Annotated in this window: 23 protein-coding genes; 21 read left to right on the top strand and 2 right to left on the bottom strand. The window is 54.1% G+C overall.

Annotated elements, in window-relative coordinates:
• The first annotated feature begins 3 nt into the window (after positions 1–3).
• The 17 genes from eutQ (at position 4) to nadA (ending at position 16,049) form a co-directional block, all read left to right on the top strand.
• Positions 4–699, top strand: a complete 696-nt coding sequence (gene eutQ, locus ACN0V1_RS06555; RefSeq protein ID WP_417544233.1) for an ethanolamine utilization acetate kinase EutQ — start codon at positions 4–6, stop codon at positions 697–699.
• Between the two features lie 14 nt (positions 700–713).
• Complete coding sequence (eutT, locus tag ACN0V1_RS06550) at positions 714–1,538, top strand: ethanolamine utilization cob(I)yrinic acid a,c-diamide adenosyltransferase EutT (protein WP_417544232.1); 825 nt, start codon at positions 714–716, stop codon at positions 1,536–1,538.
• On the top strand, positions 1,535–2,518 hold the full coding sequence (gene pta, locus ACN0V1_RS06545) for a phosphate acetyltransferase (protein WP_417544231.1): 984 nt from the start codon (positions 1,535–1,537) through the stop codon (positions 2,516–2,518). Before eutT ends, pta begins: the two co-directional genes overlap by 4 nt.
• Positions 2,519–2,538: 20 nt before the next feature.
• Entirely contained in the window at positions 2,539–2,841 is a 303-nt protein-coding gene (gene eutM, locus ACN0V1_RS06540) for an ethanolamine utilization microcompartment protein EutM (RefSeq protein WP_417544389.1), read from the top strand.
• A gap of 91 nt (positions 2,842–2,932) precedes the next feature.
• Positions 2,933–3,253, top strand: coding sequence for an ethanolamine utilization microcompartment protein EutM (eutM, locus tag ACN0V1_RS06535; RefSeq protein ID WP_417544388.1), 321 nt, complete (start codon positions 2,933–2,935; stop codon positions 3,251–3,253).
• A gap of 31 nt (positions 3,254–3,284) precedes the next feature.
• Complete coding sequence (locus ACN0V1_RS06530) at positions 3,285–3,590, top strand: EutN/CcmL family microcompartment protein (RefSeq protein WP_144776579.1); 306 nt, start codon at positions 3,285–3,287, stop codon at positions 3,588–3,590.
• Positions 3,591–3,649: 59 nt separating this feature from the next.
• Positions 3,650–5,041, top strand: coding sequence for an aldehyde dehydrogenase family protein (locus ACN0V1_RS06525; protein WP_417544230.1), 1,392 nt, complete (start codon positions 3,650–3,652; stop codon positions 5,039–5,041).
• Positions 5,042–5,054: 13 nt separating this feature from the next.
• The gene (eutJ, locus tag ACN0V1_RS06520) at positions 5,055–5,900 is read left to right on the top strand and encodes an ethanolamine utilization protein EutJ (protein WP_417544229.1); all 846 of its coding nucleotides are present in this window, start codon (positions 5,055–5,057) and stop codon (positions 5,898–5,900) included.
• A gap of 1 nt (position 5,901) precedes the next feature.
• On the top strand, positions 5,902–7,149 hold the full coding sequence (locus ACN0V1_RS06515; RefSeq protein WP_417544228.1) for an iron-containing alcohol dehydrogenase: 1,248 nt from the start codon (positions 5,902–5,904) through the stop codon (positions 7,147–7,149).
• A gap of 33 nt (positions 7,150–7,182) precedes the next feature.
• Entirely contained in the window at positions 7,183–8,481 is a 1,299-nt protein-coding gene (eutH, locus tag ACN0V1_RS06510; RefSeq protein ID WP_417544227.1) for an ethanolamine utilization protein EutH, read from the top strand.
• On the top strand, positions 8,478–9,911 hold the full coding sequence (locus ACN0V1_RS06505; protein ID WP_417544226.1) for an ethanolamine ammonia-lyase reactivating factor EutA: 1,434 nt from the start codon (positions 8,478–8,480) through the stop codon (positions 9,909–9,911). The genes eutH and ACN0V1_RS06505 overlap by 4 nt, the downstream gene beginning before the upstream one ends.
• A gap of 15 nt (positions 9,912–9,926) precedes the next feature.
• The gene (locus tag ACN0V1_RS06500) at positions 9,927–11,291 is read left to right on the top strand and encodes an ethanolamine ammonia-lyase subunit EutB (protein ID WP_417544225.1); all 1,365 of its coding nucleotides are present in this window, start codon (positions 9,927–9,929) and stop codon (positions 11,289–11,291) included.
• 10 nt (positions 11,292–11,301) lie between these two features.
• The gene (gene eutC, locus ACN0V1_RS06495; protein WP_144776586.1) at positions 11,302–12,264 is read left to right on the top strand and encodes an ethanolamine ammonia-lyase subunit EutC; all 963 of its coding nucleotides are present in this window, start codon (positions 11,302–11,304) and stop codon (positions 12,262–12,264) included.
• A 73-nt stretch (positions 12,265–12,337) separates the two neighbouring features.
• Entirely contained in the window at positions 12,338–12,994 is a 657-nt protein-coding gene (gene eutL / locus ACN0V1_RS06490; RefSeq protein ID WP_144776587.1) for an ethanolamine utilization microcompartment protein EutL, read from the top strand.
• Positions 12,995–13,008: 14 nt separating this feature from the next.
• Positions 13,009–14,340 carry a 4Fe-4S dicluster domain-containing protein gene (locus ACN0V1_RS06485; RefSeq protein WP_417544224.1) on the top strand — a complete coding sequence of 444 codons (1,332 nt, stop codon included), beginning with the start codon at positions 13,009–13,011 and terminating at the stop codon, positions 14,338–14,340.
• A gap of 24 nt (positions 14,341–14,364) precedes the next feature.
• Entirely contained in the window at positions 14,365–14,919 is a 555-nt protein-coding gene (locus tag ACN0V1_RS06480; protein WP_417544223.1) for a BMC domain-containing protein, read from the top strand.
• Positions 14,920–14,987: 68 nt separating this feature from the next.
• Positions 14,988–16,049: a quinolinate synthase NadA gene (gene nadA, locus ACN0V1_RS06475; protein WP_417544222.1), complete on the top strand. Its 1,062-nt coding sequence runs from the start codon at positions 14,988–14,990 to the stop codon at positions 16,047–16,049.
• Positions 16,050–16,051: 2 nt separating this feature from the next.
• On the opposite strand, the gene ACN0V1_RS06470 is transcribed toward nadA, so the two are convergent.
• Positions 16,052–17,527: a M48 family metalloprotease gene (locus ACN0V1_RS06470; protein WP_417544221.1), complete on the bottom strand. Its 1,476-nt coding sequence runs from the start codon at positions 17,525–17,527 to the stop codon at positions 16,052–16,054.
• A 171-nt stretch (positions 17,528–17,698) separates the two neighbouring features.
• Here ACN0V1_RS06470 and ACN0V1_RS06465 point away from each other — a divergent pair, with 171 nt between their 5' ends.
• Both ACN0V1_RS06465 and ACN0V1_RS06460 read left to right on the top strand, forming a co-directional pair.
• A complete protein-coding gene (locus ACN0V1_RS06465) occupies positions 17,699–17,926 on the top strand; it encodes a sulfurtransferase TusA family protein (RefSeq protein ID WP_417544220.1) in 228 nt (75 codons plus the stop codon).
• Between the two features lie 16 nt (positions 17,927–17,942).
• Positions 17,943–19,016: an AI-2E family transporter gene (locus ACN0V1_RS06460; RefSeq protein ID WP_417544219.1), complete on the top strand. Its 1,074-nt coding sequence runs from the start codon at positions 17,943–17,945 to the stop codon at positions 19,014–19,016.
• A gap of 16 nt (positions 19,017–19,032) precedes the next feature.
• Here ACN0V1_RS06460 and ACN0V1_RS06455 read toward each other — a convergent pair whose 3' ends face one another.
• The gene (locus tag ACN0V1_RS06455; protein WP_417544218.1) at positions 19,033–19,500 is read right to left on the bottom strand and encodes a peroxiredoxin; all 468 of its coding nucleotides are present in this window, start codon (positions 19,498–19,500) and stop codon (positions 19,033–19,035) included.
• 74 nt (positions 19,501–19,574) lie between these two features.
• On the opposite strand from ACN0V1_RS06455, the gene dapA reads away from it, so the two are divergent.
• Both dapA and bamC read left to right on the top strand, forming a co-directional pair.
• Positions 19,575–20,453, top strand: coding sequence for a 4-hydroxy-tetrahydrodipicolinate synthase (gene dapA / locus ACN0V1_RS06450; protein ID WP_417544217.1), 879 nt, complete (start codon positions 19,575–19,577; stop codon positions 20,451–20,453).
• Positions 20,454–20,500: 47 nt separating this feature from the next.
• On the top strand, positions 20,501–21,628 hold the full coding sequence (gene bamC / locus ACN0V1_RS06445; protein WP_417544216.1) for an outer membrane protein assembly factor BamC: 1,128 nt from the start codon (positions 20,501–20,503) through the stop codon (positions 21,626–21,628).
• Positions 21,629–21,633 lie beyond the last annotated feature (5 nt).

Here is a 21,633-nt window from a genome sequence, read left to right as displayed (position 1 = left end):
ATTATGAAATCTCTGTTTACGGCTGAAAAAATAAAGGAGCTTCACAAGAGCGGGGAAACCTCCGTAGAGATCTCTCCCCAGAGCACAATCATTACGCCGGAAGCGCGTGATGTTGCCAAAAAGCTCGGTGTGAAGATTATTGATGTTACGGCCAGCATCGAGCCTCGGAAAAGCAGCAGATCTCATGCGGGCAGCCTCCCTGACAATCTTCAGGATATCAAAAAGGCGGTAAGGGCGAAGTTGCCAGCTGGGCACCAGAATTCCGCCTTGCTTGACCAACTGATCGAAAAGGCCCTGAAGGAGTTGCAGCACCAGGATGCGGCAGGCCCTTCATGTGCACGCGAGAAAGCGCCAAATGGCGTTGTTCTTGTGCGTGGCAGTTCTGTTAAACCTGGTAAGTTCGAGGGTGCAGGCGGCAAACCCATAGGTCTGACTGATGTGATTGGTTCCGCCGATAACAGCTCCATTGCTGCTGGCTATATGCAGTGGGAGAACTGCAGTTTCCCGTGGACCCTGACCTACGATGAGATTGATGTGGTTCTGGAAGGTGAGTTGCACATTACCTGTGGCGATAAGACTCATATTGGCAAGCCGGGTGATGTGTTTTTTATACCCAAGGGAGCGGCAATTGAGTTTGGATCTCCCGGGAAAGTGCGTTTTGTGTATGTGACTTACCCGGCGGACTGGTCAGCGCAATAAAAGGGGTTGTATCGATGCCATCCTGGATAACAGAAGCCAGTTTGCGAGCCGAGCATGGCCTCGCCCATGGCAGCGAGGTTCACCTGCCTGAAGGCGCCAGACTTACCCCGTCTGCAAGTCAGCTTTTGGCCGAGCGCAAGATCCGTATCAAATATATAGCCGATGACGGCCGGGTTTTTCTTCCCGATGATGCGGATGCAGGTGCAAGCCAGAAAACTCCGGTGCACCCACTCACCAGTGCGAATGCACGGCCTGGCAACCGTTGTGCCGTGTGCAATAGCCACGTTGAAAAGAAAACCGAGTTGCTGACTTTGCTGGACAGCGAGCAGTTGGTTCCCAAGACGCACCCCAGAATCGCATTGCGAGGCAAGCTCGATACACTGATTTCCCAGACCGTATGGGTACAGACTCAGTTTGCCGTCAGCTTTGAAAAATACCCGCTGCTGTGCCACTCCCTTGCAGACCTGCGCTCATTTATGGGCAACCTTCTGCGTAGCGAAGTCACCGGCGAGGTTCAGCCGGAGATCAGCATGGGTGATCTGGACGATGAAACCATTCACCGGATCTCTCATCACCCTCTTAAATACCTTGGCCACGACCACATAGTTCCGGAATTGTCCCACGGCCCAAACGTATCCTTGCTGAACGTTCTCAGAGCCATGGCGCGGGAAGCGGAAATTGAGGCCTGCAAAGCGTTTCAGACGGACAGTTTTAATCTCACACGGCCGGATATCGTGCAGGGGCTCAATCGCCTGAGCAGTGCGCTTTATGTGTTGATGCTCATGGTTCTTGTTGTTGAAACAACCGGATCACTTCCCGAACTCGGGGTGGTTTCATGATCAAGGTGATGGAGCAGTGCCGAAACGCTTGCCGCGAAGCTCCCAGGCGCATCGTTTTCCCTGACGCGCTCGATGAAAGGGTTCTGCATGCGGCAAATGAACTGCAGCAGCGCGGTCTGGCTCAACCCATTTTGCTTGGTAACCCGTTTGAGCTTCGGGATTACGCCCAGAAAACGGGAATAGCTATGCAGTGTTTTTCAATTGTGGATCCATCTCGCTCACCATGGATGGACTCGTTTATCAGTGCTTACCAGGATAAAAATGAGGGGGTGGGCAAGAATGAAGCCCGGGACCTCATGCGTGATCCGCTGTTTTTTGGAGCCATGATGGTAAAGCGCGAGCAGGCTGATATCTGTATTGCCGGCAATATTTCGACCAGTGGCAATGTCATCCGGGCGGCCATAAGGGTTATCGGTGCGGCCGAGGGGCATAAAACTGTGTCCTCATTTTTTCTCATGTCCGCCGCCGATGGTAGCAACAGACGATTGTTTGCTGATGCAGGGGTTATTCCGGAGCCCACAGTGGAACAGCTTTCTGATATCGCCATCGACTCAGCTCGCAGTTTCGAGAGGCTTACAGGAGAGCAGGCGCGGGTCGCGTTGCTGTCATTTTCTACCAAAGGCAGTTCACAGCATCCGGCAGCCAAGCGGGTCATGGAAGCGTTTGAGCTGACGCGCTCCCGGGCTCCATCGCTGATTATTGATGGTGAATTGCAGTTTGATGCAGCTGTGGTGCCCTCGGTTGCTCTGAAAAAGGCACCTGATAGCCCGTTGAAAGGTAACGCGAATGTTTTGATATTTCCGTCACTTGAAGCTGGAAATATCGCTTATAAGGTCGCCCAGCGCATGTGTAATTACATGGCACTGGGGCCGATGCTGGAAGGTTTGGCGAAACCTATGCATGACTTGTCGCGGGGCTGCACGGCCGACGATATCGTCGACGTCGCTATTGTGGCGTCATGCATGGTTAACAAAGAGTAGTGACACCCTGAGGAGAACAAATCATGAACGAAGCACTTGGAATTATTGAAACAAAGGGCCTGACCGCCCTGATTGAGGCCTCTGACGCAATGGTTAAGGCAGCCAGAGTTCAGCTTGTTGGCTACAAACAGATTGGTAGTGGTCTTGTAACTGCGATGGTTCGGGGCGATGTAGCGGCCTGCAAGGCAGCTACGGATGCCGGAGCCGCCGCAGCGCAGAGGCTGGGGGAGCTGGTGGCTGTGCACGTGATTCCGCGTCCGCATGGAGATCTGGAATTGATATTCCCTATTACTCCTTCTGGACAGCCTTCATCCGATGCCTGAGGCAATCAGGCAACAATGAAAAAGGTTTATTCAGATGAACGCAGTCTGGAAGCAGGCTTCAGAACAAGCCGAAAGGCATGAGGGTATTAGCATGATGGAAGCATTAGGCATTATTGAAACGAAAGGTCTGACGGCTCTTATAGAAGCCTCTGACGCCATGGTTAAAGCTGCCAGGGTTGAATTGGTGGGCTATGAGCAAATCGGTCATGGTTACGTCACTGCTCTGGTCAGAGGTGATGTTGCTGCCTGTAAAGCTGCGACAGACGCAGGAGCGGCGGCAGCACAGCGGCTTGGTGAACTGATCGCCGTCCACGTTATTCCAAGGCCACACGCAGATCTGGAAGCTATTTTTCCGATCGTGCCGAGAAAAGCGGCAGAGGCGGGAAAACCGAACCCGGGGAAAAAAGCATAGGGCTAAGGCTAACTGATCTGGAAGAAATCCCATGAGACTTGCAAAGGTTATCGGTCAAGTCGTTGCTACTGTCCGCAGCGAGCGTTTGGGGATGGATAAGCTGGCCTTGGTCAAGTTTATCGATCAGGACGGGAAGGAAGAGAGCCCAGTCATGGTGGCAGCTGACCGACTGGGCGCAGGGGAAGGTGAATGGGTGCTGGTGGTGGGTGGCAGTTCTGCTCGCATGTCCATAGATAGCAGCGGCCATACACCTGTCGATCTTAGTATCGTTGGTATTATCGATGAAGTTACCGGTGGCTCGGAAACCTGGTTTCAGAAGTCCCAGCGACGTTACTAGGCCACTTTTATCAGGCTGTCATAAATCGTCAGGCAGCGTCGGAGAGAGGGAACATTCAGATGGATGCACAGCAGATTGAGTCCATCGTTCGCCGCGTTATCGAGCAGCTGAACTCGCCACAGCGCGACGGTGAAAGCTACGGCATATTCGGAACGCTTGATGATGCCGTAGTGGCAGCTCAGAGTGCCCATAAACAGTTGAAGTCGGTGGCACAGCGAGAGGCGATCATCGCGGCGATACGGCGCGTCGGGCGCGAGCATGTACAGGAGTTGTCACAGCTTGCAGTTCAGGAGACCGGGTATGGCCGGGTAGAGGATAAAATACGCAAACACAATCTGGTGCTCGATAAAACGCCCGGGGTAGAAGCCATTGTGCCGATGGCGCTTACGGGTGATCATGGATTGTCACTTGTCGAAAACGCACCTTGGGGTGTAATTGCATCGGTTACCCCTTCAACCAACCCCTCTGTGACTGTTCTGAATAATGCGATCAGCATGATCGCAGCCGGAAATTCCGTTGTGTTCTCCCCGCACCCCGCAGCAAAAGCGGTCTCCCTGCGTGCTATTCAGCTAATTAACCGTGCCTCCGTAAGTGCTGGAGGGCCGTCAAATATCGTGACTTGTGTGCAAGACCCCACGATTGAGGTAGCCACCCGGTTGTTCCGCTTCCCCGGCATTCGCCTGCTTACCATTACCGGCGGTGATGCAGTGGTGAATGCCGCGCGCAAAGTCACCGACAAGCGCCTGATAGCCGCCGGACCGGGCAATCCTCCGGTCGTGGTGGATGAAACGGCGGATATAGAGCGGGCTGCGATTAGTATCGTGCAGGGCGCGTCGTTTGATAACAACATTATCTGCGTAGATGAGAAGGAAATCGTTGCGGTCGATTCGATTGCGACTGAGTTGAAAGAGGCCATGTGCCGGCACGGTGCCGCTGAGATCAATGCGGATCAGGCAGATGCTGTGGCAAGGCTGGTTCTGGCAGGCTATCCCGGCCCCAGTCCGCGTCCGAAACCGGAATGGGTAGGGCGCGATGCAGAAAAAATCGCAGCAGCAGCGGGCTTCAGCGTCCCGGCGGGCACTCGCTTGCTCGTTGCAGAAACCGCACGGGACCATGCTTTTGCTACAACCGAAATGATGCTTCCGGTTATTGCACTGATACGCGCCCAGGATGCAGACGAGGCTATCGACTGGGCAGTGGAACTTGAAGCCGGAAACCTCCATACCGCAGCCATGCATTCCCGGAATATCGACAATCTCTCCCGTATGGCTCTGGAAATTAACTGCAGCCTGTTTGTGAAAAATGGGCCTTGCATTGCCGGGCTGGGCGCGGGCGGCGAAGGGTGGACATCCATGACGATATCAACCCCCACCGGTGAAGGCGTTACTAATGCCAGCACTTTTGTGCGCAAGCGGCGTTGCACCATGGTGGATTCGTTCCGGATCGTCTGACAAGGAGATAGTAATGAGCAGGACGATGGCCGAGGTTAACCGGTTGCTGAAGAAAACTGCCGGCCTGATCAACGATGACACTGCCCGGCCATTTCAGGGCGAGTTCAGCGTAGGTGTCGATCTGGGCACAGCAGATATTCAGACAATTGTGCTGGACGCCGATGGTAATCCGTTGGCCGGTTATATGGATTGGGCCAATGTCGTCCGGGATGGTGTGGTCGTTGATTTCTTTGGCGCCAGCCAGATTGTCCGGGAACAGGTCCAGCGTGCGAGCGCCAAGCTGGGTATTCATATTGAACATGTCAGCACGTCTTTTCCTCCAGGTACCGACTCACGTATTTCAACCAACGTTATTGAAGCTGCCGGTCTTAAAGTGGCTGGCGTTATTGATGAGCCAAGCAGTGTGGCGAAGCTGTTGCAGCTTGATCATGCGGCGGTGGTCGATATCGGTGGTGGCACCACGGGAACCGCAATTATCGAACAGGGCCAGGTTGTCTGTTCCAGGGATGATGCTACCGGTGGCCGTCATATAACGCTGGCTCTGGCTGGCCACTTCGGTATTCCCTATGAAGAAGCCGAAGAGATGAAGCGCACCAGCAAGGATCTTGCTCTGTGCCGGCTGGCGACACCGGTAATTGTGAAAATGGCAGATATTGTTCATGGCCATATTGCGGGTAAGAAGGTGCCAGCAATCTATCTGACCGGAGGCTCCTGTGCGTTGCCGGGATTTCTCGAGGTATTTGCCGCGGAGTTTCCGGATGTTGAGGTTCTGCTTCCCTCACACCCGCTCTATCTGACGCCACTGGCGATCGCCAGCTATTCGGACGTACTCCAGGCAAGAGAAGTGAGGGCCGGATGATATGCATTCGCTAGAACCGTCACTGGACAACGCGTTGATTGAGGACATCGTCACCCGCACAGTAGATGAGCTGACACCTTATGGTCTGTTCAATTTTAATGCACCGCGCCAGACATTGATGGGCGAGGGCGCAATTCTCAGAATTGGTGAGATGCTCGGCAAGCTGGATGTAACTCATGTGCTGGTAGTCGCAGACCGTGTGGTACATGAAAAAGGTCTGATGAAAAGCATGGAGCGCAGCCTCGAACGCGTAGGCATTGAGTTCACAATTTATCCTGCTATTACTCAGGAACCTGATGAAACCGTAGTCGCTTCTGCCACCGAACTGCTGACTCGCAACAAGGCAGACTTTGTACTGGGTTTTGGCGGTGGATCTGCACTGGATGCAGCCAAGGCCATTGCCCTGGCAGGAAGTAGTCAGAGCAGCTTGCACCAACTGGCAGAGCCGGGGTTCAGTGGTCGCCGAAGCGTCGGGTTGGGTGCGGTTCCAACGACAGCCGGTACCGGATCGGAAGTCACTGATATCAGTGTAATCATGCGTGCTGACCGGCGGCACAAGTTCGTTATCAAGAATGTCGATCTTATGCCCGATCTGGCAATCGTCGACCCAGGTCTTATGCTCAATTTGCCACCAATGGTGACTGCGGCAACCGGTATTGATGCACTCACACATGCCATTGAGGCCTATGGTGCGCGCAATTCCCATCCGCTCGCAAAGGCGTTGGCTATCTGCGCAATACAGAGCATTGCTGAGGCGTTGCCTATTGTGGTGGGCAACGGGGGAGAGAAGGCAGCCCGGCTTACCATGTCAACCGCATCCTATAAAGCAGGGCTTGCGTTCAGTAATTCCGGGCTCGGTCTGGTTCATGCCATATCCCATCAGATTGGCCCCCGCTGTAATCTGGCTCATGGCGTCGCCAACGGAATTCTTCTTCCTTACGTAATGAAATTCAATGCTCTGGTTTGCCAGCGGGAGTATGCCGCCATCGCTCATATGCTGGGCGTTACCCATGCCGGAATGACAGAGCGGGAGCGGTGTATGGCGTCAATCGACGCGGTCAGACAACTGCTCTCCGACATAGGGTTACCCGAAGATCTTGCGGGAACCAATATTCGTCGAGACGACTTTAGCGCGATTGCGATTGAAGCTCTGACGGACGTTTGCATCAGGGCCAACCCGAGAGACGTTACCGAAGTAGATATCGTGAAATTGCTCGAAGAGGCCTGCGGTACCAAAAAGAATCTGTGATTCGAATGTTTGCTAGAAAGCGGGGAGTTGATTATGGAAATGTTAAATCAAATAATCCTTTATATCATGATGACCTTTATGGTCATCGGCGCGCTGGATCGGGTATTCATGCAATTCGGAGGCTCTGAACCGGTTCTTGGAAAGCTCGGATTCGGAGGCATGGGTCGTTCGATTTCTGGCGCAGGCAGTCAGTTTGAAGAAGGTTTTCAGGCCATGGGAGCACTTGCGCTGGCTATGGTCGGTATTATCGCCATGGCGCCGGTGCTGGCCAAAATACTGTCGCCGGTCGTTGTACCTATATACACATTTCTGGGTGCTGATCCCGCCATGTTCGCCACCACATTGCTTGCCAACGACATGGGCGGATACTTCCTGGCGAAAGAAATGGCCACGGCCGTGGATGGCACAATTAACTATGGTGCCTGGATGTATGCGGGCCTGATTCTTGGCGCCATGATGGGGCCTACCATCGTATTCACCATTCCGGTTGCCGTTGGCATCATCAAAGAACAGGATCGCCCCTACCTGGCCTCCGGGGTACTGGCGGGCATTGTTACCATTCCTCTGGGCTGTATTGCCGGTGGACTTGCAGCCATGGCTTCAACGGTTTTGATACCCGGCACAGATGAGGCGATACAGTTCAATCTGCCACTGATTTTCATGAACCTGATCCCGGTGATTATTGTGTCTGCACTGATTGCGGCTGGTCTGTGGTTTATGCCAGAAAAGATGATCGGCGGTTTTTCAGTCTTTTCAAAGTTCCTGGTTGCGTTTATCACCATCGGTCTTGCGGCTGCAGTGCTGAAGCACACCTTGGGCATCACCCTGATTCCCGGAATGGACCCGATATTCATGGTGCCGGGCGACGAGCCGGGTGTCGATATGCGAGCCATCGAAGTCATCGGTTCCATTGCCATCATCCTGTTGGGCGCCTACCCCATGGTGCTGTTGCTCACCCGCTGGTTTGAAAAGCCATTGCTGAAGATGGGCGGTGTGCTGAACGTAAACCCCACAGCCGCCACCGGCCTGATTGCCACCCTGGCCAACAATATTCCGATGTTCCAGGTAATGAAGGACATGGACAGCCGCGGCAAGATTCTTTGCTCGGCCTTTGCCGTCAGCGCTGCCTTTACCTTTGGCGACCACCTTGGTTTCACCGCCGCTAACAAGCCGGACATGATCATGGCCGTCATCATCGGCAAGCTTGTCGGGGGTATCACCGCAGTTCTGTTCGCCATGCTGCTTGCCGACAAGATGATCGCGTCTATCGAGAAGAATGGTAAGCCGGGTCCGGACTTGGCCAGCTCAGAGGAAGCGGAAGGAAAACTGTGAACAGAAAGACCGTGCACAGTGTCGGTATTGATATCGGCACCACCACAACCCAGGTGATCTTTTCGCGGCTCACCATGGTTAACCGGGCACCTGTAACCCAGGTGCCCCGGTATGAGTTTGTGGAACGGGAGATCTTTTTCCAGAGCCCTGTCAGCGCCACCCCTTTGCAGGAAGACGGAACGGTTAATGTGCCCATGCTGCAGCAGTTTATCGATGAACAGTTTGCGGCGGCGGGGCTCGCTCTCAGTGATATCGAAACCGGTGCCATTATCATCACCGGTGAAACCTCAAAAGTGAAGAATGCCAAAGACACGGTTATGGGGCTTGCTGAGCGTTTGGGCGATTTTGTCGTGGCCACTGCAGGTCCGAACCTGGAGTCTGTGATTGCAGGAAGAGGCAGTGGCGCCGGAGACTTCTCCAAGCGCAACCACGCCAGGGTTCTGAACATTGATATTGGTGGTGGTACCAGTAATTACGTGGTCTTCAATAGCGGTCGGGTAGAGGACACCGCCTGTCTGAATATCGGCGGGAACCTTGTTAAAACCGACCCATCGGGATCTGTCACCAAAATCCGGGAACCCGCTAGGCTGGTTATCGAGTCGCTGTTTGGAGAGGCGTTAACTGAGAACCGATTAAACGCGGATAAGCTTAAAAAGATCGTGGATTGCATGGCGCAGCTGGTTGTTGATGTGATCGTCGGCAACCGCTCCGAACTGGCTCAAAAGCTGATGATGACGCCGTATCTGAAAGAGCCTGGCCAATTCGACGCTGTCTTCATAAGCGGCGGCGTCGGCACCAGTTACTACCGCCTGAAAACAGACGATCTTGACCCGTTCAAGTGGAAAGATGTCGGCGTACTGCTTGGCGGTGCTTTATTAAGGCACCCGACGCTAGGGGCTATGAATGTCAAAGAGCCAGCCCAGACCCAGCAGGCAACCGTTATCGGCGCTGGCGCCTACTCCATGTCCCTCTCTGGAAGTTCGATATGGATGAATGTGGATTCACTGCCTATTCGCAATATACCGGTGGTGGAGCCTCAGATCGACTGGGAGGAGGGCGATCAGCCACCGGTTTGCCAACAGATTGTCGAAGCCGCGGAGCGCATGGATCTGCGCCTGCGAGAGGATAACTACGCCATCGCGCTGGGCAGGGAAATGCCCATGAGTTATCAGGCTGTGAGCCACACAGCAAAAGAGATTGCAGACTATTACCAACAGCATGGTAACCGCCAGTCACCTGCAATCATCGTTACTGAAAATGATCTGGGTAAGGTGCTGGGGATGGAGCTGCAGCCCCGAATCGACCCACAGAAACTGCTGGTGATTGACGAAGTGCGCGCCGTTACCGGTGATTACATCGATATTGGTGAAAGTTTTTTTGGCGGGGAAGTTGTGCCATTAACCATCAAATCTCTGGCATTTCCTGCCTAGAGGGGGAGGTTTTTCATGAACTTGAAGACAACATTGTTCGGAAAGGTTTATCAGTTTCGTGATGTAAAGGACGTGCTCGCAAAGGCGAACGAACTCCGTTCGGGGGACGTGCTGGCAGGAGTAGCGGCAGAGTCGGCCCAGGAGCGAGTAGCTGCCAAACAGGTATTGGGCGAAATGCGTCTCGAAACCTTGCGGGAAAATCCTATAGTCCCGTACGAAGAGGATGCGATAACCCGGGTTATTCAGGACGCGGTAAACAAAGCGGTTTATGAAGATATCCGGCATTGGACCGTCAGTGAGTTGAGGGAATACATCCTGTCGGATGTACCCACCCGTGAAGACTATGAGCGGATGCGCAGAGGCCTTACGTCTGAAATGGTTGCCGCAGTATGCAAGATATGTTCGAACGGCGACCTCATGGTGGGTGCCAAGAAGTTATACGTGATTTCCAAGGCCAACTGCACCGTGGGTATTCCTGGCCGGTTTTCTTCCCGTTTGCAGCCCAATGATACCCGAGATGATATCGATAGCATCATGGTTCAGGTCTACGAAGGGCTAAGTTATGGCTGTGGTGACGCGGTTATTGGTATCAATCCGGTTACTGAATCAGTTGAAAACACCATTCGCATACTGAGTGCGGTCAAGGAAGTCACTGATAAGTGGAATATTCCGACCCAGGGTTGTGTGCTTGCTCACATATCCAACCAGATGGCGGCGCTTGAGAAAGGTGCACCCGGTGGCTTGCTGTTCCAGAGCCTGTCGGGCACAGAAAAAGGTCTCAATGAGTTTGGCGTCACCGTAGAGCTGTTGGATGAAGCCTATGAGATGGGTAAGCATTACTGCAAGCTAGCGGGTTCGAACATGATGTACTTTGAAACCGGCCAGGGCACGGCGCTTTCTGCCAATGCCCACCACGGTGCGGATCAGGTGACCATCGAAGCCCGGAACTACGGCTTGGCAAAACGCTATAAACCGCATCTGCTGAACACGGTTGTCGGATTCATTGGCCCGGAATATCTGTTCAACCATCAGCAGATCACGCGTGCTGCATTGGAAGACCATTTTATGGGCAAGCTGACCGGCATCTCCATGGGGTGTGATGCCTGCTATACGAACCACGCCGATACTGATCAGAACTCAAATGAAAACCTGACCACGTTGCTCGCAGCGGCTGGCTGTAACTATGTGATGTCCCTGCCACTGGGGGACGACATTATGCTGAATTACCAGACCACTGGTTTTCATGACGTTGTCACTGCCCGGCAGCTCCTGAGTTACCGTCCCGCTCCCGAGTTTGAGGCCTGGATGGAAACCATGGGTTTGATGGAAAACGGCAAGCTCACCGCCCGTGCGGGCGACCCATCCATCTTCTTTGATTGAGGTGACAACCATGGACGAGCAAACAATTCAGAGTATCGTCAATTCGGTGTTGCGTGAGCTGGGAGAAAAGGACCTTCCCGCCGGCCAGGTGACTCGTGTTCAGCCCGAAGGTAAAAGTACACAGCAAAATAATCCTCCGGCCTACAAGCCATCGGAGACGGCGGGCAGGCAAGGCAGTGGGCAAAGGCAGGCAGAGTCGGTCGATAAAGGTGACGGCCTTGAAGATCTGAGTCTGGATAAGTTTATTCACTGGAACGGCATTGAAAATGCGCATAACGATTCAGTAAACAGCGATATGGTCAAACAAACTGCGGCCCGCGTCTGCCAGGGCCGCGCGGGACCAAGGCCTCGCACCCGCTCACTTCTGCGTTTTCTTGCAGACCATTCCCGCTCCAAGGACACCGTAGTCAAGGAAGTGTCTCCGGAATGGTTGGAAAAAAAGAACCTCTGGGAAGTGCAGACGTGTGTTAATGATAAAAGCGAGTACCTCCGGCGCCCGGACCTTGGTCGTAAGCTCTCCGATGAGGCAAAGAAAACCATCAGTGAGCGCTGTAAGAAATCGCCTCAGGTGCAAGTGGTTATTTCTGACGGCCTGAGTACAGACGCGGTTACCAATAATCTGGACGAAATAATACCACCTCTTATGAAGGGCCTGGAAAGCGCTGGCTTTACTGTTGGCACCCCTTTCTTCCTGCGTTACGGGCGCGTGAAGGCCCAGGACGAAATCGGCAACTTGTTGCAGGCCGACGCCAATCTTCTGCTCATTGGCGAAAGGCCCGGGTTGGGGCAGTCTGAAAGCCTGAGTTGTTATTGTGTCTACAAACCCACGGAGAAGACGGTGGAATCCGACCGTATGGTTATTTCCAATATCCATAAAGGCGGTACACCACCCATAGAGGCAGCGGCTGTTATCGTCGATCTGACGCGCAAAATGCTTGAGCAAAAAGCGAGTGGGCTAAACCTTAAACGCTGAAGCCAAGGGCTCAGACTCATGGTTCGGAGTCCTCGAAAAGAGGCTCCCGGCAAGATATTGAAGGAGCACCATCATGGCAATTCGGGACGAAATCAGAGCATCGGTACTTGCAACCCGTGTTATCGCGTCGGTCGATGACGGGATGATGAAACAATTTAACCTGAAGAAGGAGCAGCGTTGCATCGGCATGATTACCGCCGACAGTGATGACGTTACCTACGTAGCCCTGGATGAGGCAACAAAAGCCGCACAGGTTGATGTGGTATACGCCCGATCATTCTATGCCGGAGCTGCGCATTCATCCGGCCTGTTATCCGGTGAGGTGATCGGTATTATCGCCGGGCCGGGGCCGGCTGATGTGATTGCCGGGCTTCAGAGAGCGCAGGAAGTGATCGAAAATGAGGCCTGCTTTTACTCGGCTAATGAAGAGGGCAGCATTGCTTATTTTGCCCATCTGGTATCCGCCACGGGGAGCTATTTGTCGAAAGAAGGCGGGTTAAAACGAGGCGACTCAATGGCGTATCTGATTGCACCGCCACTGGAAGCCATGTTCGGTATGGACGCAGCACTTAAAGCGGCCAGCGTGAAGGTTTCCAACTTCTTTGCTCCACCTTCTGAAACGAACTACGGTGGTGGGTATCTCACTGGCACTCAGGCAGCGTGTAAAGCTGCGTGCGAAGCCTTTGAGGAGGCAGTTCTGGCCGTTGCCAGAAATCCTATTGATATATGAGCGGCGCAGGTGACATGAACTCCCTTGTTGAAAAAGTCAGAAGCGCGGGTGTTGTGGGTGCCGGAGGGGCGGGTTTTCCGTCGTATGTGAAGATCCAGGTATCGGCGGACGTTTTGATTGCTAACGGCGCCGAATGTGAGCCCTTGCTGTACAAGGATCAGACGATTATTCAGAGGTTCTCAGCCGAGCTGCTTCAAGGCATGGCGCTTCTGATGGAACAAACCGGCGCCAGCCGGGGTGTAATCGCCATCAAGGAAAAACACCAGGACTCGATATCGCACATCGAACCACTCTTGCCCGGGAACATTGAACTCAAACGTATGCCCAACGTCTATCCGGCGGGCGATGAATACGAATTGGTCTATGAGATAACCGGGAATCGCATTCCTGCAGGCGGGTTGCCCAAGGACATCGGCGTACTGGTTCAGAATGTCGAGACGCTGGTAAACATTGCCCGGGCGGCAGAGGGCAGACCTGTGACCCGAACCATGATTACTGTGCACGGAGAGGTCGAGCACCCGTTCACTGCCTGGTTGCCCATAGGTATGCGCTTTGTGGAAGTTATCAGCCTGGCCGGCGCCATCACTTGTGATGACCCGGTAGTAATTGATGGCGGCGCCATGATGGGGCAGGTGGTCGACAACCTGGATACGCCGATTTCCGCTGTGAGCAGCGGATTGCTGGTGCTGCCAAGGGATGCCAATCTCGTGAAGCGACGCTCGGAAACCGAGCAGCAATACAAACGCATCGGAAAATCTGGTTGTGACCAGTGCACTCTGTGCACCGAGATGTGCCCCAGATACCTGCTAGGCTATCCGATACAGCCGCATCTGGTTATGCGATCACTGCTCACGACCGGTGAGGTCAGCGAAACCTTGTCGGTACATGCCCAGGCCTGTTGCGAATGTAATATCTGCACGCTGTGGGCGTGCCCGGAGCAACTGAACCCGCGAGATATCTGTGTTTCAACCAAGCGTGATCTCAAAGCCAATGATCTGTGGCTGACACCCGAACAGTTGCAGGGCCAGACTCGTGAGGTGCACAGCATGCGCGAATACCGGGGTGTGCCATCACAACGGTTGGCCCGAAAACTGGGACTGGCAAAATACGACAGTAAAACGGCGCGCTGGAAAGATATTGATACGGTGCCTTCCCGGGTCATTATTCCATTGCATCAGCGCATGGGCCAGCAGCCTGAGCCGGTCGTGAAAACCGGAGGCATAGTGGATGAAGGTGCGGTTATCGCAACAACGCCGGGCGATGGGATGGGCATTCCACTTCATGCCAGCATCAGCGGCAAGGTTACATTGATAGACGGATTTATCGAAATTAACGCCGTTAACTGACCCGGGTTCTGACAGGAATTGATCATGAGCAACAAAAGCGCGATCGGAATGATTGAAATGAATTCAATCGCAAAAGGCTACGCGGTAGGCGACGCCATGTTGAAGGCGGCGAACGTCGAAATTGTGTTTAACCGGACCATCTGCCCGGGCAAATTCATGGTCATGGTAGCCGGCGATGTGGCCGCCGTTGAGTCCGCCATGTCGGCGGGGCTGGATATGGGCAGCGAAACTATTGTGGACGAACTGATCATCCCCAATGTTCATCCGTCTGTCTTCTCCGCCATTAGCGGTACACGCGTAATCGAGGAAACGTCGGCCCTGGGTATTATTGAGACCTTCTCGGTTGCCACCATCATCGAAGCAGCAGACGCTGCAGTAAAAGCAGCGAACGTCGAGTTGATCGATATCCATCTGGCCATGGCAATCGGTGGCAAGGGTTTTCTGACCCTGACCGGCGACGTAGCTGCTGTGACTGCTGCCGTGGATGCGGGGACAGACTACATCAAGGCAAAAGGGCTTCTGGTTGATAAAGTCGTCATCCCACAGCCCCGGAAAGAGATCTTGCGAGACAAGTTATAGTCCGTACAGTGCTACTGCTGTCTGAAATGATATACTCAGGCATAGAAAGTAACTGAGGGAAGCTGCTCATGACTAAAGCGGAAGACCGAATCCTTGTTCAGGAACACTTGGCCCACGCTGCGGAGCCGAAGCCGCTCAGCGCTGATGAGAAGGCGCGGCTTGAAGCCCGTATCAAGGCTGTCCTCAAGGAAAAGGACGCCGTACTTGTGGCTCACTATTACACAGATCCCGACATCCAGCGCCTTGCTGAGGAAAGCGGCGGCTGTGTGGCAGATTCATTGGAAATGGCCCGTTTCGGGAATCAGCATTCGGCCTCGACGGTGGTTGTTGCGGGCGTTCGCTTCATGGGTGAAACGGCCAAGATACTGAACCCTGAAAAGCGCGTGTTAATGCCTACGCTGGAAGCGACCTGCTCCCTGGATGTCGGGTGCCCGGCGGATGAGTTTGAAGCCTTCTGCAATCAGCACAGTGATCGCACTGTAGTGGTGTATGCCAATACGTCTGCTGCTGTTAAAGCCCGCGCCGACTGGGTTGTAACGTCCAGCTGTGCCCAGGCAATTGTGGAAGACCTGGATGCCCGGGGGGAGAAGATACTCTGGGCTCCCGATAAGCACCTTGGCCACTATGTACAGAAAACCACTGGGGCTGACATGCTGCTGTGGGATGGCTCGTGCATTGTGCATGAGGAATTCAAACATCGCGGGCTGGAAGATCTTAAGGCGCTGTATCCCGACGCTGCTGTTCTGGTTCACCCGGAGTCTCCCGATGCCGTTGTGGAGATGGCGGATGTCGTTGGCTCAACCTCGCAACTGATCCACGCGGTACAGACCTTGCCGAATCAGGAATTCATTGTCGCGACAGACAATGGCATTTTCTACAAAATGCAGCAACTGGCACCCAATAAAACGCTTATTGAAGCGCCTACGGCCGGCAACGGTGCCACGTGCCGCAGCTGTGCCCAATGCCCCTGGATGGCGATGAACGGCTTGGAAAACCTTCTCCATGTGATTGAGAACGGTGATCAGGAAGTGCTGGTGGAGGAGGAAACCCGGGAGGACGCCCTAAGGCCCCTGCGCCGCATGCTGGATTTCACCGCAGGGATGAACCTGAAAGCGGCTGGTAACGCCTGAGCTTAGCTGTTTCTGTGCGCCTGAAGGCGGCTGGTGATCTCACTCAGCCGCTCACTCACCACCTGTCTCTGGGCAGAGCCTGCGGGCAACTTCTCCTGAGCCTGCCTGAGTTGCCTCTGGGCAGACTCCAAATCTCCCATGAGGGCATCGTATTCCGCCCGGGCGCGGTGCACGCCAACAATGTTCCTGGCCATGCCTTCGGCTTCTGCCAGTCTCAGCCACAGATACTCCTGCTGGGGCATCCTGCGCGTCAGCTGTTTCAGATATTCGGCTGCCTGAGTACCGTTCCCCGTTGCAATTTCCACATCGGCAAGAGTGGATGTGATCGGATAGTTGCCGGGGTTTCTACTCAGAGCGTCTTTGAGCAGAGCTCTCGCCTCGTCCAGTTTGTTCTGTTGCATCAAGATTTCTGCAAGCGTCACCTGAAAGGTTATCCGGCCCGGATTGCTGACCAGTAACTCCTTAATACCCTTGGCGGCCTTCTCGAACTGGTCGTTGCTCAGGTAAGCAACAGCCAGCCCGTAACGGATTGCGTCATTGCTTTGAGTGCCAGGTTTATTCAGGTGGTTTTCGAAGGTCTCTACGGCCAATTCGGGCGACTGCGCATAATGCACCTGCAGGCGGCTGCGCACCAGATGGTACTCCTGGCCGTCACTGATGGGTCTTTCCGGAAATTGTTCCGCACGGTTGCGGGTATCCGCCACCCGGTTCTGGGTCAGCGGGTGCGTTGAGAGATACTCCGGCATGTTGTTCCCCTGTAGCCGGTTCTGTCGCATCATGATCTCGAACATTTCCGGCATGCCGCGGGGGTCCATTCCTGCGGTTGCCAGGATATCCAGCCCCACCCGGTCGGCTTCCTGTTCGTGTGACCGGCTATACGCCAGCATGTTCTGGATGGCCAAAGCCTGAGTGCCGACAATGGCGGCAATCCCTATATCGGATTGCGTGACCGCAGACAGCACAATACCGGCGATCATCCCTGCAATGGTAAGGGGTGTACTGGTTTCCTGCTGCTCCAACCGGCGGGCAAAGTGTCGCTGGCTGAGGTGGGCAAGCTCGTGTGCGAGCACCGATGCAAACTGTTGCTCCGTGGCTGCGTTGAGGAACAAGCCTCCGTTTACGCCGACAATACCGCCGGGTACCGCGAAGGCGTTTATGGCTGGGCTATCAATGAGTGCAAAGGTAAGGTTGCGGTTATCCAGTGGCGCTGAAGGCACGAGTTTATAAATAATGGCACTCAGATAATCGTAAACCAGAGGGTCTGTTATGCGTGGTGCCGAGCGGCGGATTGATACCATAACCTGCTGCCCGATTTCGCTTTCCTGTTGTCCGGAAATAAGTCCGCCACCGGTTCCTCCGATATTCGGCAGCCGGGTTTCCTGTGCGCTAGCCGCGGAACCGGATACCAGCGCATAAGCGCAAGCCACGGCGACTAAAAGCTTTCGATAATAGCGGCACTTTATAAGGACGTTATTCATGTAATGCTGCGAGCTCCTGGTTCGACCTGCACCTGTGACAGCACAATACTGCTGAGATTCCGGCATAAAGTCCGGATCCGCTGATTAACAGGTATTGTGATGCAATACAGTATCACTGGGGGCATAATGCCGGCTTGCGAATTCCATGTCTTGTGATGGTGCACCCTCTTTATGGTCGATCGTACACTGGATACGTCCGGGCTGCGCTGCCCGATGCCTCTGCTGAAAACAAAGCTGGAACTCAACGGCATGGCGCCCGGCGAAAAGCTTGAGGTCATTGCCACAGATGCGGGCTCCGCTCGCGATATCCCGGCCTTTCTGGAGTTGTCCCGCCACCGCTTGGTCGACTCATCAGAAACTGAAGGCCATTACCGGTTTGTGATAGAGTGCGGCGGTTAATTTTCCGGAGTCCTTGATGTTCAGAATTTTACGCGGTCTTGCGCACAAATACTTTTCAGATGAAGAAGCTGTCATTCTTTTCCTGATTCTGGTGACAGGCACAGTTTTCATTATCTGGTTTGGTGCCATGCTTGCACCAGTGATCGGATCCCTCATTGTCGCGTTCATTTTGCAGGGCCTTGTTACCCGGCTGAACACTCTCGGCGTTCCCGAGGGTATAGCAATACTGAGCGTATTCCTGGTGTTTCTCGGCGTACTGGTGGGCTTCATTTTTGGCCTGCTGCCACTTATATGGACTCAGCTCAGTAATCTGGCCGGCGAGGCGCCCCGAATCATCGGCGAGCTTCAGTCCTATCTTGAGGTGCTGCCGGAAGAATACCCTCACATGATTTCGGCCGAGGCGGTGCGCAGTCTTTACCAGCAGGTGAGCACCGAAGTAGGGCACATGACTCAGTGGCTGGTGTCCTTCTCGTTATCAAGTATCCCGGATTTGGTGGCACTCCTGATTTACATGGTGTTGGTGCCTATCCTGGTGTTTTTCTTCCTGAAAGATCGTGAAGTCCTGCTTGGCTCCATTTCCCGGTTGCTCCCGCCCCAGCGACCGATGATGTTGCAAATCTGGCACGAAGTGAACCTTCAGTGTGCTAATTACGTTCGGGGGAAAGCTCTTGAAATTCTGATCGTTGGCAGCGCAACCTACATCGCGTTCAAATTCCTGGGTGTGCCTTATGCGGCGCTGCTTTCACTTCTGGTAGGCCTGAGTGTTGTGATTCCCTACATCGGCGCTGCCGTTGTGACCATTCCGGTTGCGGTGATTGCGCTGTTCGCCTTCGGCTGGGGCACCCATTTTATCTGGGTAATGGTGATATACGGAATCATTCAGGCCCTGGACGGAAACGTATTGGTGCCGGTGCTGTTTTCGGAAGTAAATAACCTGCACCCGGTTGTCATCATTATTTCAGTGCTGTTTTTTGGCGGTATTTGGGGGTTGTGGGGCGTTTTCTTTGCCATTCCGCTGGCAACCATGCTGAAAGCTGTATTTTCGGCCTGGCCGGTCAAGGAACCGTTCTCCTCAACCGCGCCAGAATAGATGTAGCTGCCGGGCCTCAGAGCGCTTTTACGGCCGCGAGCACTTCATCCACGTGCCCCGGAACCTTCACTCCACGCCATTCTTTACGCAGCACGCCATCCTGATCAATCAGGAACGTGCTGCGATCAATGCCCATATACTCTTTGCCGTATAACTTCTTAAGCTTGATGACGTCGAACAGCTTGCACAGCGCTTCGTCTTTATCGGAAATCAGGTGAAATGGAAATTCGAACTTTTTTCGGAAATTCTCGTGGGCCTTTAGCCCGTCTCGTGAGACCCCGAAAATCTCTGTATCCAGCTCAGCAAACGTTTTCATCTGATCCCGGAAGTCTTGCCCTTCGGTTGTACAGCCCGGCGTATTGTCTTTCGGGTAGAAATAAATAACCACATTCTTGCCGCGCAAATCCGCCAGACGAACGGTCTGGTCGCCCGTGGCTGCCGCTTCAAAGTCCGGTACCGGCTTGTTCAGTTCAACAGATGACATGACATCTCCTTTAATTCCCTTGTGTCAGTTCGTGCCCAACATTAACATAACCGTTTTATTCGGACGGAGTTTTTATGATTACGGGTAGCCTTGTCGCACTGGTCACGCCCATGCATCCAAACGGTGACATTCACTGGGAGGATCTGGATAAGCTGGTAGACTTTCATCTGGAGAACGGTACAGACGGTATCGTGGCTGTGGGGACCACCGGGGAATCCGCAACGCTCGATCAGAAAGAGCACTGCCGGGTAATTGGTCACGTCATCAAACGTGTAAATGGTCGAATCCCTGTTATAGCCGGTTCCGGTGGCAACAGCACGCGGGAAGCCATTTATCTTACGTCCGAAGCCCACAAGCTCGGTGCCGACGCTTGCCTGCTCGTTGTGCCTTACTACAACAAGCCTACTCAGGAGGGCTTGTATCAGCACTTTAAAGCCATTTCTGAAGCGGTGCCGGGTATCAGTCAGATGCTCTACAACGTCCCCGGACGTACCGCCTGCGATATGCTTAATGAGACCGTTCTGCGACTGGCTGATATCCCGAATATCGTTGCCATCAAGGACGCCACTGGCAATATTCCCCGTGGCGCAGAATTGATTGCAGCTCTTGACGGGCGCCTGGCGGTTTACTCAGGTGACGACGCAACTGCGGCCGAACTGATGTTGGCGGGTGCGAAAGGTAACGTTTCTGTCACTGCGAACGTAGCGCCCAAAGGTATGTCTGAGCTATGTGCAGCAGCCATCGCCGGCAATCGCGAAGAGACGGAGCGTCTGAACGAGCTTCTGATGCCACTGAACCGAAAGCTGTTCCTTGAGGCGAATCCCATACCGGTGAAGTGGGCTCTGCAGCGTATGGGCATGATTGGCGAGGGTATCCGACTGCCGCTGACCCCGTTTAGCGAGAAATTCCACGCCGAGCTTGAAGAGGCGATGAAAGCATCGGGTGTGCTCTGAGTTTGCAGATGCCTCCCCGGAAACAGTCCCCCACAGAGAGTAGGCCGATGCCGGTTCTTTCAGGAACCCGTAAGTTTGATGCATTCCGACCCATAGCGATTGCATCCGCGCTGTTACTGGCCGTCGCGACGTCCGGTTGCAGCTTTGTTGAAGATCGCTCCACACATTATGTAAATGCAAAGGAAGGTGATGCGCTGTCTCTGCCCGAAACGGCAGATTCCTCACGCTTCAACCAGGTCATGCCCGTTCGTGAAATAGATCCGGCGGATGCCAGCGAAATGTATCCGTCTGATATCCCCCGGCCCCCGGATATGACTTCGGAAATTCTCGAAGAAAACTATGTGGTTGAAGAGCTGGATGGCCGCGCCTGGCTGTTGGTAAACGATGTTCCAGGCCGTATTTGGCCAGCGGTAACAGCGTACATGAATGAGCAGGGCCTGGGCGTCGCCCACGACAACCCGCAATTGGGCCTGCTGCAAAGTGAGTTGGCAAACTTCAGCATGCGGGCCCGCGAGCTTCTGGAGCTATCGAGTGCGCCCTCCGAAGTAACCACTGCAGAGCCCAAAGTCGTATTGCAGGTTCGTGTAGCCCCAGGCGTGCGTCGGAAAACCACCGAAATCCAGGTACGCAAACTCTCCTCGGACAATCTCTCAGAAGAAGGTGCGTCCTGGCCTTCGGAGCTTATTTCCTGGCGAGGAATCACTGATCCTTCAGCAGAAGAGCTTTCGCTGCAAAAGCGCGTGCTTGCCGATCTTGGCGAATTTCTGAAAGCCCGAGAAGAAAGCAAATCGTTCTCCCGGGCGGCGTCAGGGATGGTTTCCAAGCCGCTGGTTAAACTTGTGTCCGAGGATGACACGGCAAAAGCCATCCGCATGGAACTTGATTATGGCCGTTCCTGGGCTGAGGTTAATCGGGCGTTTACCGAGTCGGATATTGCCATCGTTGATCTCAACCGTAGTGAAGGCTGGCTCTTCGTTGATTTCCGCACCGCCGATGAGCGCGACCCTGGCTGGTTTAGCTGGTTCAGCGATAAAGAAGCAGCTCGCCACACTCACACGGTTAATCTTACCAGGCATGATGGCTACGTAAGTGTCACTGCTGATACGGTTCAGGATTACAACGGCACACAGAGTGCTGGAGACCTGCTGGCACAGCTGTTCGATTACCTATACTGATTTAA

The sequence above is a fragment of the Marinobacter sp. genome, from assembly GCF_048266785.1.
In the GTDB taxonomy this organism is placed as follows: domain Bacteria; phylum Pseudomonadota; class Gammaproteobacteria; order Pseudomonadales; family Oleiphilaceae; genus Marinobacter.
The sequence above is the reverse complement of the archived record's forward strand: the minus strand, read 5'-3'. Positions and strand labels throughout refer to the sequence as shown.

What these genes read in the sequence shown, in the direction of transcription:
- eutQ (WP_417544233.1), top strand. Translation starts at nt 4, where the DNA reads ATGAAATCTCTGTTTACGGCTGAAAAAATAAAGGAGCTTCACAAGAGC.
- ACN0V1_RS06460 (WP_417544219.1), top strand. Translation starts at nt 17,943, where the DNA reads ATGTTCAGAATTTTACGCGGTCTTGCGCACAAATACTTTTCAGATGAA.
- eutT (WP_417544232.1), top strand. Translation starts at nt 714, where the DNA reads ATGCCATCCTGGATAACAGAAGCCAGTTTGCGAGCCGAGCATGGCCTC.
- ACN0V1_RS06480 (WP_417544223.1), top strand. Translation starts at nt 14,365, where the DNA reads ATGAGCAACAAAAGCGCGATCGGAATGATTGAAATGAATTCAATCGCA.
- ACN0V1_RS06500 (WP_417544225.1), top strand. Translation starts at nt 9,927, where the DNA reads ATGAACTTGAAGACAACATTGTTCGGAAAGGTTTATCAGTTTCGTGAT.
- ACN0V1_RS06465 (WP_417544220.1), top strand. Translation starts at nt 17,699, where the DNA reads ATGGTCGATCGTACACTGGATACGTCCGGGCTGCGCTGCCCGATGCCT.
- dapA (WP_417544217.1), top strand. Translation starts at nt 19,575, where the DNA reads ATGATTACGGGTAGCCTTGTCGCACTGGTCACGCCCATGCATCCAAAC.
- bamC (WP_417544216.1), top strand. Translation starts at nt 20,501, where the DNA reads ATGCCGGTTCTTTCAGGAACCCGTAAGTTTGATGCATTCCGACCCATA.
- ACN0V1_RS06530 (WP_144776579.1), top strand. Translation starts at nt 3,285, where the DNA reads ATGAGACTTGCAAAGGTTATCGGTCAAGTCGTTGCTACTGTCCGCAGC.
- eutL (WP_144776587.1), top strand. Translation starts at nt 12,338, where the DNA reads ATGGCAATTCGGGACGAAATCAGAGCATCGGTACTTGCAACCCGTGTT.
- eutC (WP_144776586.1), top strand. Translation starts at nt 11,302, where the DNA reads ATGGACGAGCAAACAATTCAGAGTATCGTCAATTCGGTGTTGCGTGAG.
- ACN0V1_RS06525 (WP_417544230.1), top strand. Translation starts at nt 3,650, where the DNA reads ATGGATGCACAGCAGATTGAGTCCATCGTTCGCCGCGTTATCGAGCAG.
- ACN0V1_RS06485 (WP_417544224.1), top strand. Translation starts at nt 13,009, where the DNA reads ATGAACTCCCTTGTTGAAAAAGTCAGAAGCGCGGGTGTTGTGGGTGCC.
- eutH (WP_417544227.1), top strand. Translation starts at nt 7,183, where the DNA reads ATGGAAATGTTAAATCAAATAATCCTTTATATCATGATGACCTTTATG.
- ACN0V1_RS06515 (WP_417544228.1), top strand. Translation starts at nt 5,902, where the DNA reads ATGCATTCGCTAGAACCGTCACTGGACAACGCGTTGATTGAGGACATC.
- ACN0V1_RS06455 (WP_417544218.1), bottom strand. Translation starts at nt 19,500, where the DNA reads ATGTCATCTGTTGAACTGAACAAGCCGGTACCGGACTTTGAAGCGGCA.
- eutJ (WP_417544229.1), top strand. Translation starts at nt 5,055, where the DNA reads ATGAGCAGGACGATGGCCGAGGTTAACCGGTTGCTGAAGAAAACTGCC.
- eutM (WP_417544388.1), top strand. Translation starts at nt 2,933, where the DNA reads ATGATGGAAGCATTAGGCATTATTGAAACGAAAGGTCTGACGGCTCTT.
- ACN0V1_RS06470 (WP_417544221.1), bottom strand. Translation starts at nt 17,527, where the DNA reads ATGAATAACGTCCTTATAAAGTGCCGCTATTATCGAAAGCTTTTAGTC.
- nadA (WP_417544222.1), top strand. Translation starts at nt 14,988, where the DNA reads ATGACTAAAGCGGAAGACCGAATCCTTGTTCAGGAACACTTGGCCCAC.
- pta (WP_417544231.1), top strand. Translation starts at nt 1,535, where the DNA reads ATGATCAAGGTGATGGAGCAGTGCCGAAACGCTTGCCGCGAAGCTCCC.